The sequence below is a fragment of the Arthrobacter sp. Leaf141 genome, assembly GCF_001424565.1.
In the GTDB taxonomy this organism is placed as follows: domain Bacteria; phylum Actinomycetota; class Actinomycetes; order Actinomycetales; family Micrococcaceae; genus Arthrobacter.
Genome location: NZ_LMOL01000007.1, coordinates 49,544 through 61,166 on the forward strand (window position 1 = coordinate 49,544; position 11,623 = coordinate 61,166).

Annotated in this window: 12 protein-coding genes; 7 read left to right on the top strand and 5 right to left on the bottom strand. The window is 65.6% G+C overall.

Annotated features, from left to right (window positions below; translation table 11 throughout):
• The first annotated feature begins 37 nt into the window (after window positions 1-37).
• Entirely contained in the window at window positions 38-1,099 is a 1,062-nt protein-coding gene (locus tag ASF72_RS07930; RefSeq protein WP_082484149.1) for a YihY/virulence factor BrkB family protein, read from the top strand.
• Here ASF72_RS07930 and ASF72_RS07935 read toward each other — a convergent pair.
• From ASF72_RS07935 to sdhC, 5 genes are all read right to left on the bottom strand, one after another.
• Window positions 1,062-1,826, bottom strand: coding sequence for an alpha/beta hydrolase family protein (locus ASF72_RS07935; protein WP_056597906.1), 765 nt, complete (start codon window positions 1,824-1,826; stop codon window positions 1,062-1,064). The genes ASF72_RS07930 and ASF72_RS07935 overlap by 38 nt on opposite strands.
• A gap of 151 nt (window positions 1,827-1,977) precedes the next feature.
• The gene (locus tag ASF72_RS07940) at window positions 1,978-2,760 is read right to left on the bottom strand and encodes a succinate dehydrogenase iron-sulfur subunit (protein ID WP_050684888.1); all 783 of its coding nucleotides are present in this window, start codon (window positions 2,758-2,760) and stop codon (window positions 1,978-1,980) included.
• A 1-nt stretch (window position 2,761) separates the two neighbouring features.
• Window positions 2,762-4,561 (bottom strand): succinate dehydrogenase flavoprotein subunit, encoded by a 1,800-nt coding sequence (sdhA, locus tag ASF72_RS07945; RefSeq protein WP_050684889.1) that lies wholly within the window; start codon window positions 4,559-4,561, stop codon window positions 2,762-2,764.
• A gap of 107 nt (window positions 4,562-4,668) precedes the next feature.
• Complete coding sequence (locus tag ASF72_RS07950) at window positions 4,669-5,130, bottom strand: succinate dehydrogenase hydrophobic membrane anchor subunit (RefSeq protein ID WP_050684890.1); 462 nt, start codon at window positions 5,128-5,130, stop codon at window positions 4,669-4,671.
• Window positions 5,131-5,133: 3 nt separating this feature from the next.
• Window positions 5,134-5,514 carry a succinate dehydrogenase, cytochrome b556 subunit gene (gene sdhC, locus ASF72_RS07955; protein WP_082178227.1) on the bottom strand — a complete coding sequence of 127 codons (381 nt, stop codon included), beginning with the start codon at window positions 5,512-5,514 and terminating at the stop codon, window positions 5,134-5,136.
• A gap of 268 nt (window positions 5,515-5,782) precedes the next feature.
• On the opposite strand from sdhC, the gene ASF72_RS07960 reads away from it, so the two are divergent.
• The 6 genes from ASF72_RS07960 (at window position 5,783) to ASF72_RS07985 (ending at window position 11,601) form a co-directional block, all read left to right on the top strand.
• On the top strand, window positions 5,783-6,916 hold the full coding sequence (locus ASF72_RS07960; protein WP_050684892.1) for a mannose-1-phosphate guanylyltransferase: 1,134 nt from the start codon (window positions 5,783-5,785) through the stop codon (window positions 6,914-6,916).
• A 104-nt stretch (window positions 6,917-7,020) separates the two neighbouring features.
• Entirely contained in the window at window positions 7,021-8,220 is a 1,200-nt protein-coding gene (locus tag ASF72_RS07965; RefSeq protein WP_050684893.1) for an amidohydrolase, read from the top strand.
• A 77-nt stretch (window positions 8,221-8,297) separates the two neighbouring features.
• Window positions 8,298-8,732: a MarR family winged helix-turn-helix transcriptional regulator gene (locus ASF72_RS07970; RefSeq protein ID WP_050684894.1), complete on the top strand. Its 435-nt coding sequence runs from the start codon at window positions 8,298-8,300 to the stop codon at window positions 8,730-8,732.
• A gap of 56 nt (window positions 8,733-8,788) precedes the next feature.
• A complete protein-coding gene (locus tag ASF72_RS07975) occupies window positions 8,789-9,217 on the top strand; it encodes an organic hydroperoxide resistance protein (protein ID WP_050684895.1) in 429 nt (142 codons plus the stop codon).
• On the top strand, window positions 9,214-10,245 hold the full coding sequence (locus ASF72_RS07980) for an NADP-dependent oxidoreductase (RefSeq protein WP_056597908.1): 1,032 nt from the start codon (window positions 9,214-9,216) through the stop codon (window positions 10,243-10,245). Before ASF72_RS07975 ends, ASF72_RS07980 begins: the two co-directional genes overlap by 4 nt.
• A gap of 246 nt (window positions 10,246-10,491) precedes the next feature.
• On the top strand, window positions 10,492-11,601 hold the full coding sequence (locus tag ASF72_RS07985) for a BMP family lipoprotein (protein ID WP_056597910.1): 1,110 nt from the start codon (window positions 10,492-10,494) through the stop codon (window positions 11,599-11,601).
• Window positions 11,602-11,623: the final 22 nt, after the last annotated feature.

Sequence of the window (11,623 nt, forward strand, 5' to 3'; positions counted from 1 at the left end):
CCTGGCCGGCCTGCGGCTGGAGGTCAGCCACAAACGGGTGGAGCTGAGCAAGGCGCGCCGTTCCGGCGGCGGCCCGTTCGCCGTCCCGCTGGCCATGCTCATGCTGTTCCTGGCCCGGCTGAACTCGCTGCTGCCCATGCGCGCCTTCGCGCATTACAACCGGCAGCACGGCCCGCTGATGGCCGCCGGGATCGGCTTTGTGATGTTCTTCTCCATCACGGGCCTGCTGGCCACCGGCTTCTCCATTGCCGGGCTGGTCCTCCGCGGCCAGCCGCAGCTCCTCGACACCGTTGTGGGCAGCGTGGCGCAAAGCGCGCCGGGCCTGCTCAAGGTCAACGGCGGAGAGGGCCTGGTGGACCCGCAGGACCTGCTGAACCCCAGCGGGCTGGGCTGGACCGCGGTCATCGCCGCCGTCGTCACCATCATCACGGCGCTGAACTGGATCAACGGCGTCCGGGAAGGCCTGCGGGGCGTCAACCAGCTGCCGCCGCTGGTCATCAGCCCGGTGCTGCTCAAAGCGGGCGACGCCGGCACGCTGGTGCTCCTCGGCGTGGCCCTGGTGGTCAGCTCCGGCGCATCGCTGGTGTTCGGCACCGCTGCGGGGTGGGTCACCGACTTCCTGGGCCTCAGCGACGCCGTGGCCGGCCCGCTGACCACCATCGTCAAAATCGCCGTGCCACTGGTGCTGGGCTGGGTCACGGCCGTGATCATGTTCCGCCTGGCAGCCAGGCTCAAATTCTCCCGCCGGGCCCTCCTGGAAGGCACCATCATCGCCGCCGTGGGCACCACGGTCCTGCAGCTGTTCAGCACCGAGCTGCTGGCCGGCGCCGGCCGGAACCCGCTGCTGGCCCCGTTCGCCATCATCATCGGCCTGCTGATCTGGTTCAACCTGGTCAGCCAGGTCTACCTGCTCTCCGGGTCCTGGGCCACCATCCGCGAAGGTGACCTGGCCGCAGGCGCCGCGAACGGCGAGAAGGCCGCCTGGGGCGCCCGGCAGGTCCAGCCGGGCAAGGTCCCGGTGGCCACCACGCCGGTTCCCGGCAGGGCCGTCGCGGGCAGCGTCAGGCGTCGAGGTACTGGTCGGCCCAGGCAGCGATGATCCGGGCGGCGCGTGCCGCCTGGCCCTTGCCCGTGAGCAGGTGGTCGCTGCCCTCCAGGGACACAAAGTTCCGCGGATGACGGGCCGTTTGGAAGATGGTGCTGGCGTTCTCGATCCCGACGGTGTTGTCTGTGGGGGAGTGCAGCACCATCAGCGGCTTGTGGAGCTGCCGGATGCAGTCGGTCAGGTCCGCGTTCTCCAGGTCCTCCACGAAGTGCCGGCGGATCTCCACGCGTTTTCCGCCCAGATCCACCTCGGCGCTGCCTTCGGAAAGGATCCGGTCCAGGGCAGCGTCAAAGACGTGCGCCACATGCTTGGGTGAGAAGGGCGCCCCGACTGTGGCAACGGCGTCGAGCTCCGGAATCTCCTTGGCAGCTGCCAGCACGGCGGCTCCACCGAACGAGTGGCCCACCAGCAGGGAGATCTCCCTGCCGACGCTGCGCATGTACTCTGCCGCCTTGACCGTGTCCGCCACCTTGTGGCTGAAGGACCCGGCGGACCATTCGCCGGCGGAGCCGCCCAGGCCCAGGTTGTCGAAGCGGAGCATGCCCACGCCGCTGTCAGCCAGCGCCTTGCACATCCGGGACGCGGACGGCGCATCCTTGCCCAGGGTGAAGCCGTGCGAAAACACGCCCCAGCCCTTCACCGGGCCCTCGGGGACATCGATGATGCCGGAGAGCACCTCGCCGGTGGAGCCGGTGAAGGAGACCTTTTCGGAGCGGGACACGGTGTCCCCTTTCGTTTGTGCGGACGGCTTGCGCTATCACCTATGGTCCCTAAAAGGGGGTTTTGGGGACCATAGGTGATAGGGCATCTTAAAAGTTCGACGGCGCCCCTCACCACATGGGGTGGGGGACGCCGTCGTCAGCGTTGGATCCTTAGATCTTGCGCGAGAGGATTGCCTGCTTTACCTCGGCGATGGCCTGGGTGACCTGGATGCCGCGGGGGCATGCTTCGGAGCAGTTGAAGGTGGTGCGGCAGCGCCACACACCTTCCTTGTCGTTCAGGATCTCCAGGCGCATGTCGCCGGCATCATCGCGTGAATCGAAGATGAAGCGGTGGGCGTTGACGATTGCGGCGGGACCGAAGTACTGGCCGTCCGTCCAGAACACCGGGCAGGACGAGGTGCACGCGGCGCAGAGGATGCACTTGGTGGTGTCATCAAAGCGTTCGCGGTCCTCGGCGGACTGCAGGCGTTCCTTGGTGGGCTCGTGGCCCTTGTTGATCAGGAAGGGCATAACCTCGCGGTAGGACTGGAAGAACGGTTCCATGTCCACGATCAGGTCCTTCTCCACCGGCAGGCCCTTGATGGGTTCCACGGTGATGGGCTTGGACGTGTCCAGGTCCTTCAGGAGCGTTTTGCAGGCGAGGCGGTTGCGGCCGTTGATGCGCATGGCATCGGAACCGCAGACGCCGTGGGCGCAGGACCGGCGGAACGACAGGCTGCCGTCCGTCTCCCATTTGACCTTGTGCAGGGCATCCAGGACACGGTCCGTGCCGTACATGGTCAGGTGGAAGTCATCCCAGGTGGCCTCTTCCGAGACTTCCGGGTTGTACCGGCGCACACGCAGGTGGACGTCGAACGTGGGGATTTCCCCGCCGCCGCCCACACCTGCGGGCAGTTCGATCTTTGAGGCTGGCTCAGCGAGTTCAGCGGTCATCTTAGTACTTCCTCACCATCGGCTCGTAGCGGGTAAAGACAACCGGCTTCGTGGCCAGCCGGATGCCGGCGATTGCTTCAGCCGATCCGTCTGCCGGGGCGTGGTCATCCTTGTACGCCATGGAGTGCTTCATGAATTTCTCGTCGTTGCGGTCCGGGAAGTCCTCGCGGAAGTGTCCGCCGCGGGATTCCTCGCGGTGCAGGGCCGCCACGGTCATGACCTTGGCCAGCTCCAGCAGGAAGCCCAGTTCCACGGCCTCCAGCAGGTCCAGGTTGAAGCGCTTACCCTTGTCCTGGACGTTGATCCGCGTGTACCGCTCCTCGAAGGAGGCGATGTCGGCCAGGACCTGGTTCAGCGTGTCCGCGGTGCGGAACACCTGCATGTTGGCGTCCATGGTGTCCTGGAGTTCCTTGCGGATCAGGGCCACCTTTTCGTCGCCTTCGCCGTTGCGGGCGATGTCCAGCAGTTCCGTGGTGTAAGCCAGCGGGTTCTCCGGCAGCTCCACGTAGTCGGCGGTCTTGGCGTACTCGGCCGCGGCCACACCGGCGCGCTTGCCGAACACGTTGATGTCCAGCAGCGAGTTGGTGCCCAGCCGGTTGGAGCCGTGCACGGACACGCAGGCCACCTCACCGGCGGCGTACAGGCCCGGGATGATGGTGTCGTTGTCCTGCAGGACCTCGGTGGTGATGTTCGTCGGGATGCCGCCCATGGCGTAGTGCGCCGTGGGGAACACCGGGACGGGTTCCGTGTAGGGCTCCACACCAAGGTAGGTGCGGGCGAACTCGGTGATATCCGGCAGCTTGGCGTCAATGTGCGCCGGCTCCAGGTGGGTGAGGTCCAAAAGGACGTAGTCCTTGTTCGGGCCGCAGCCGCGGCCTTCGCGGACCTCGTTGGCCATGGAGCGGGCCACGATGTCGCGGGGCGCCAGGTCCTTGATGGTGGGGGCGTAGCGCTCCATGAACCGCTCGCCCTCGGAGTTGCGCAGGATCGCGCCTTCGCCGCGGGCGGCCTCGGAAAGCAGGATGCCCAGGCCGGCCAGGCCTGTCGGGTGGAACTGGAAGAATTCCATGTCCTCGAGGGGGATTCCCTTACGGAACGCGATGCCCATGCCGTCACCGGTGAGGGTGTGGGCGTTGGAGGTGGTCTTGAAGACCTTGCCGGCGCCGCCGGAGGCGAAGACCACCGACTTGGCCTGGAACACGTGCAGTTCGCCGGAGGCCAGGTCGTAGGAGACGACGCCGGCAACACGCTTCTGCTTGTACGGGGTGCCGTCCTCGCGGACCGCGTCCTCTTCGACCGTCAGGAGGTCCAGGACGTAGTACTCGTTGTAGAACTCGACGTTGTGCTTGACGCAGTTCTGGTACAGGGTCTGCAGGATCATGTGGCCGGTGCGGTCAGCGGCGTAGCAGGCCCGGCGGACGGGAGCCTTGCCGTGGTCGCGGGTGTGGCCACCGAAGCGGCGCTGGTCAATGCGGCCCTCGGGCGTGCGGTTGAACGGCAGGCCCATCTTTTCCAGGTCCAGCACGGCGTCGATGGCTTCTTTCGCCATGACTTCGGCGGCGTCCTGGTCAACCAGGTAGTCGCCGCCCTTGACGGTGTCGAACGTGTGCCATTCCCAGTTGTCTTCTTCGACGTTGGCAAGGGCCGCGCACATACCGCCCTGCGCCGCGCCCGTGTGTGAACGGGTGGGGTAGAGCTTGGTCAGTACTGCTGTGCGGGCGCGCTGACCGGATTCGATCGCGGCGCGCATGCCAGCGCCACCGGCACCGACGATGACGACGTCGTACTTATGGACCTGCATACCAGACGCTCTTTCTCTCAAATTTCCTGTAAAACAACGGGGCGGCGTTGGCTGCCCCGCACAACAGGGCCCGCGGTTATGCCCGCGGGCCCTGGAAAGTGCTGCTGCTAGGCAGGGCAGAAACCGCCCGGCAGGGGGACGCCGTCGACGACGGGGCACGGGTTGAAGGTGAAGATCACCAGGGTGCCCAGGACGATGATGACAACGGTTGCGCTGTAAAGGACCGTCTTCAACCAGCGGCGGGTTGAGTCCTTCTCGGCGTAGTCGTTAATGATGGTGCGCACGCCGTTGGTGCCATGCAGCATGGCCAGCCACAGCATGGCCAGGTCCCAGAACTGCCAGAACGGGTCGGCCCACTTGCCGGCCACAAAGCCGAAGTCGATCGCGTGGATGCCTTCGCCCACCAGGAGGTTCACAAAGAGGTGGCCGAAGATCAGCACCACCAGCACCACGCCGGAGAGGCGCATAAACAGCCAGGCCACCATCTCGAAGTTGCCGCGGCTGCCGCCGTTGCGGCGGTACTGCGGTGCGATCCGGCCGCTGCGCGGACTGTCGATTGTTGCAGTCATGGCTTAGTGACCTCCGAGGGCGAGGGACAGGTGGCGGATGGAGAAGGCAACCATTGTCACTACCCAGAGGCCCAGGACAACCCAGAGCATCTGGCGCTGGTACTTGGCGCCCTTCTTCCAGAAGTCGACGGCGATGATCCGCAGGCCGTTGAAGGCGTGGAACACGATGGCGGCAACAAGGCCGGTCTCGCCCAGCGCCATCAGGGGATTCTTGTAGGCGCCAATGACGGCGGTATACGCCTCAGGCGAAACCCGCACCAAGGAGGTGTCCAGAACGTGGACCAACAAGAAGAAAAAGATCACTACACCGGTAATCCGGTGTCCTACCCAGGACCACATGCCTTCACGGCCGCGGTACAAGGTGCCAGCTGGTTTTGTCGGCACTGAATAAACCTCCCTGCAACACAGCGGCGCTGGCATGAGATCCACGCGGGGGGAACGCCTGCTGCGAGAGCACTCGTAGCTCGAGCCTAAATCTAGGCTCCGCTTACAGCTTATTCAATTTAGGAGCCACTTAGTGACCAGCAGCGGCGCGGGTTCGGTGGATTTTGTGAGACAAACGCCACAGTGGGTTGCGCGGCCGAGCCCTGATGTGTCGTGCCGGGGGCACTTTACCGGGGCAGCGGTGCCGGTTCGGCTAAACTAGGCCCTGATGAGTAAAGACACAGTGACAAGCCCGGTATCACCCCTTGACCGCTTTATTGCGGTGATTCCGGCTGGCGGAGTGGGGACCCGCCTCTGGCCCCTGTCACGAGCCGCAGCTCCCAAGTTCCTTCACGACCTCACCGGTTCGGGCAGCACACTGCTGCGCGCCACCTTTGACCGGCTGCAGCCTTTGGCCGGCAGCCGGGTCCTGGTGGTCACCGGCCAGGCCCACCGCGAGGCTGTATGCCGCCAGCTTCCCGAGGTGGAGGATTCGGACCTGGTCCTCGAATCCGAGCCCAAGGATTCCGGTGCCGCGATCGGGCTGGCCGCAGCCATCCTGCACGAACGGGACCCGGACACCATCATGGGTTCCTTCGCAGCAGACCAGGTGATCAGCCCGGACAACCTCTTCCAGGAAGCGGTCCGCGAAGCGATCCACGCCGCTGCCGCCGGAAAGATCGTCACCATCGGCATTAAGCCCACGCACCCCTCCACAGGGTTCGGCTACATCCGTTCCGGTAAGGCGTTGAACATCGACGGCGCGCCCAGCGCGCTGGACGTTGTGGAGTTCGTCGAGAAGCCGGACGAGGAAGTCGCCCAGCAGTATGTGGACAGCGGCGAATACTCCTGGAACGCCGGGATGTTCGTGGCGCCCGTGGCCCTGATGCTCAAGCACCTCGAAGCCAACCAGCCCGGCCTCTTTAACGGCCTGCAGGAAATCGCCCGCGCCTGGGACACCCCGGACCGCGACGAGGTCACGGCCAGGGTCTGGCCCACCCTGCCCAAGATCGCCATTGACTACGCCGTGGCGGAGCCCGCCGCGGAAGCCGGCGACGTCGCAGTGGTCCCGGGTTCCTTCCGCTGGGACGACGTGGGCGACTTCGCCTCGGTGGGCCGGCTGAACTCCGCCAGGGAAGTTGACGACGTCACGGTGCTCGGTGAGGGCGCCCGCGTCTTCACCGAAAACTCCAGCGGCGTGGTGGTCACTGACACCAAGCGCGTCATCGCGCTGATCGGGATCCAGGACGTGGTCATTGTCGACACGCCCGACGCCCTGCTGGTGACCACCATGGCGAACTCGCAGCGCGTTAAAGCCGCCGTGGACGCCCTGAAGGCCAGCGGCGACACCGACGTCCTCTGAAACCGGCCGCCCGCCGTCGTCAACCCGACGACGGAGGGAGGCCGCGGGAAGTAACGCGGCGGCCGTGATGCCCGTAAAGCGGCGGCGCTCGCTAGAGTGAACCAGTGCGCAATTACACTACTGAAGCCGAACCCACCGCTTTGGTGGCCCCATGGCTGGAGCCGCTCCTGCCGGAACTGATCGATTTCCGCAGGGACCTGCACGCACATCCGGAATTGTCCTTCAAGGAGTTCCGCACCACCGACAAGCTGGCCGAGCGGCTGGAGGCAGCCGGGCTCAGCCCGCGCCGCCTCGAAGGCACCGGCCTCACGGTGGACGTGGGGGAGGGCCCCATCGCCACGGCCCTGCGCGGGGACATCGATGCCCTGCCCATCATTGAGGAAACCGGCCTGCCGTTCGCCTCAAAGAACCACGGCGTCACCCACGCCTGCGGCCATGATGTCCACACCACCACCATGCTGGGCATCGCCCTGGTCCTGCAGAAAATGCACCAGGCCACCCCGCTGGGCGCCACCGTCCGCCTCATCTTCCAGCCGGCCGAGGAAACCATGCCCGGCGGCGCGCACTCCTGCATTGAACAGGGCGTCCTGGAAGGTGTTCCGCGGATCCTCGCCCTGCACTGCGATCCGCGGATCGAGGTGGGCAAGATCGGCACCCGCATCGGCGCCATCACCTCGGCGTCGGACACCATCCGGATCGAACTTTCGGGCCGCGGCGGCCACACCTCCCGCCCGCACCTCACCGAGGACCTGGTTTTTGCTCTGGCGCAGATCGCCGTCAACGTCCCCGCAGTCCTCTCCCGCCGCGTGGACGTCCGCAGCGGCGTGTCCGTGGTGTGGGGCCAGATTTCAGCGGGGTCCGCCCCCAACGCCATTCCCGGCACCGGGTACATGGCGGGCACCATGCGCTGCCTGGACCGTGACGCCTGGCACGCTGCCGGCGAACTGCTGGACGAGGTGGTCCACCAGGTGGCCGCCCCCTACGGTGTTGATGTCCGGCTGGAACACACCCGCGGCGTGCCGCCGGTGGTCAACTCCGAGCATGAAACGGCAATCATCGAAGCGTCCGCCCGCGCTGAAATCGGCGAAAGCGCCGTGGTGCTGACCCCGCAGTCCATGGGCGGGGAGGATTTCGCCTGGTTCCTGGCGGAACTTCCCGGCGCCATGATGCGGCTGGGCACCAAAACCCCGGGCGGCGAGGAGTACGACCTGCACCGCGGCGACTACATCCTGGACGAACGCGCCCTGGGACTGGGCATCCGGGTCCTGACCGCTGCGGCACTGCGGACCATCCGGGACCTGTAGGCACGGCCGGTGGGGGAGCGCTGCTGTCCGCCACAATCTAAGTTGTGCACAATTCAATTGTGGGCTACGGTAGATGCATGAGCGAAACCCCCAGGCTGGACCGTCAAGTGTGCTTTGCGCTGTACTCCGCATCCCGGGCAGCCACCGCCGTTTACCGGCCCGTCCTGGAAGACCTCGGCCTTACCTACCCGCAGTACCTGGTACTGCTGGTCCTCTGGGAGAACGATCCCCGGGGCGTCAAGGAACTGGGCGAGGAACTTGGCCTGGACTCCGGCACTCTGTCGCCCCTGCTCAAGCGGCTCGAAGCCCTGGGCTTTGTGGAGCGCCGCCGGTCGGGAGAGGACGAACGCCGGGTGGCCGTCCACCTCACCGCCGCAGGCCGGGAACTCAGCGTCCGGGCCAGTGCCATCCCGCAGCGGCTCGCAGATGCTGCGGGCCTCTCAGCCGATGAGCTGGAGCAGCTCCGCACCACACTGGGCAAGCTCACCGCAGCCCTGCACTCCGCCGTCTGACCCGCGGCAGGACCCCCCATTTTTCAAGCAATCACCTACAGAACGGAACTGTTCCTGTGAAGACCCTTTACACAGCCGAGGCACTGGCCTCCGGCGAAGGCCGCGACGGCACCGCACGCACCAATGACGGAAAACTCGAAGTTGACCTGGCCAGCCCCGTTGAACTCGGCGGCAGCGGCGAAGGCACCAACCCCGAGCAGCTTTTCGCCGCCGGCTACGCGGCCTGTTTCCACTCCGCCCTGCGCCTTGTGGGCCGCAAGGAACGCGCCGACCTCGCGGACTCCGCCGTCGCCGCCAAGGTGCACCTGGGTCAGCTTCCCGACGGCGGCTTCGGCCTCGCCGTCGACCTCGAAATCGCACTGCCCGCCCTCGACCTGGGCACCGCGGAAGACCTGGTCGCCAAAGCCCACCAGGTCTGCCCCTATTCAAACGCCACTCGCGGCAACATCACGGTGGACATCAAGGTATTGGAGTTTGCAGCATGAGCGTGACAACACTTCCCACCAGCACCCGCGAAATCCAGCTCGCCTCCCGCCCAGTAGGCCGGCCGGCGGCGGAGAACTTCCGCCTCGCCGAGTCGGGCCTGCCGGAGCTGCAGGACGGCCAGATCCTGGTCCGCAACACCTTTATGTCGGTTGATCCCTACATGCGGGGCCGCATGAACGACGTCAAGTCCTACTCGGCGCCGTTCGCCGTGGACCAGGCGCTCGACGGCGGCGCCGTGGGCGAGGTCATCGCGTCCCGGTCAGCTGACCGGGCCGTGGGGGAGACGGTGGTGCATTCGCTGGGCTGGCGTGAGTACGCCGTTGTCGACGCCGCCACCACCGCAGTGGTACGCCCCGAGCTCGCCCCGGAGTCCGCCTTCCTTGGCGCCCTCGGCATGACGGGCCTGACCGCCTACGCCGGCCTGCTCAAGGTGGCCGAATTCAAGTCCGGCGACGCCGTCTTCGTCTCCGGCGCAGCAGGGGCTGTGGGCTCGCTGGTAGGCCAGATCGCCAAGGCCATGGGCGCCTCCCGGGTCATCGGTTCGGCCGGTACCCCGGAAAAAGTGGCCCGCCTGCTGGAGCTCGGCTTCGACGCCGCCTTCAACTACAACGACGGACCTGTCCGGGACCAGCTCGAAAAAGCCGCAGGCCCCAACGGCATCGACGTCTACTTCGACAACGTCGGCGGCGAGCACCTCGAGGCAGCACTGTCCGTACTGAATGTGGGTGGCCGCGTTGCCATGTGCGGTGCCATCGCCCAGTACAACTCCACCGAGCCCACACCGGCGCCGCGGAACCTCATGCTTGCCATCGGCAAGCAGCTCACCCTGCGCGGATTCCTGGTGGGTGGCTACTGGCACCTGAAGGACGAGTTTATGGAGAAGGCCGCAGCGTGGCTTGCAGACGGCTCCATCAGCTACGACGAAACCATCGTGGACGGCCTCGAAAACGCCCCGCAGGCCTTTATGGACCTGCTGGACGGCGCCAACACCGGCAAGATGCTGGTGCGGATCCAGCCCCAGGGCTAAACGCCTCCGCATCCAGTAGGCGTGCCGCCACCGCGCGGCACGCCTACTGGTTGGTAACAACTTGTAAACAATCTCCGGGAACGGGTGCCCCTGTGCTACAGGGGAGTGGCGCAGGCCACTAAAGTAGTGGCATCAGTGCGCTCCGGCGCAGTGCTGCGGGCCCTCAGTGAAAACAGAATTTCAGTGTAGAAACGGACACTCATTGAATTCCAGCCGTAGCGCCACTCTCTTCATCCTGGAGGAAAATTGAAGACATCACTGCGTGCACCCTTCAAGCGCGGTTCACTGGCAGGGCTGGCCACCATCAGCGCGTCCGCACTCCTGCTCAGCGCCTGCGGCGCGGCACCCGAGGCAGGCAGCGGCTCAAGCGCAGGTGCCACGGACTACACCGGCTGCATCGTCTCCGACTCCGGCGGGTTTGATGACCAGTCCTTCAACCAGTCCTCCTACGAGGGCCTGAAGAAGGCCGAAACCGACCTGGGCATCAAGGTCAACCAGGTCGAATCCAAAACCAACAACGACTTCGACCCCAACCTGCGGGCCATGGTCAGCGCCGGCTGCGACCTCACCGTCACGGTGGGCTACCTGCTGGGCGATGCCACCAAGGCACAGGCAACGGCGAACCCGGACAGCCACTTCGCCATCATTGACTTCGGCTATGAAACCCCCATCAGCAACGTCAAGCCCATCATCTACGACACGGCCCAGGCTGCGTTTATGGCCGGCTACCTTGCTGCCGGGTCCACCAAGACCGGAACGGTCGCCACGTTCGGCGGCATCAAGATCCCCACCGTCACCATCTTTATGGACGGCTACGCGGACGGCGTCAAGTACTACAACGAGCAGAAGGGCAAGGACGTCAAGCTCCTTGGCTGGAACAAGGAAGCGAAAGACGGCAGCTTCACCGGCGACTTCGAAAAGCAGGACGTCGGCAAGCAGCTCACGCAGAACTTCCTGGACTCGGGTGCCGACATTGTGATGCCCGTGGCCGGCCCCGTGGGCAAGGGCGCCGGCGCGGCGCTGAAGGAAGCCAAGGCCGCCGGAAAGGACGTCAAGCTCATCTGGGTTGACTCCGACGGATACCTCACGGCACCCGATTACAAGGACATCATGCTCTCCTCCGTGATGAAGGAGATGGGCGACGCCGTGGAGACGGTGGTCAAGGAAGACAAGGACGGAAAGTTCAGCAACACCCCGTACGTTGGCACGCTGGCCAACGAGGGTGTGAAGCTGGCACCGTTCCATGACTTCGAATCCCAGGTCCCGGCCGAACTGAAGGCCGAGTTGGACCAGATCAGCAAGGACATCGTGGACGGCAAACTGAAGGTTGTGTCCGAGTCCAGCCCGAAGGTCTGAGCACTGCCTGTAAGCGCCACCG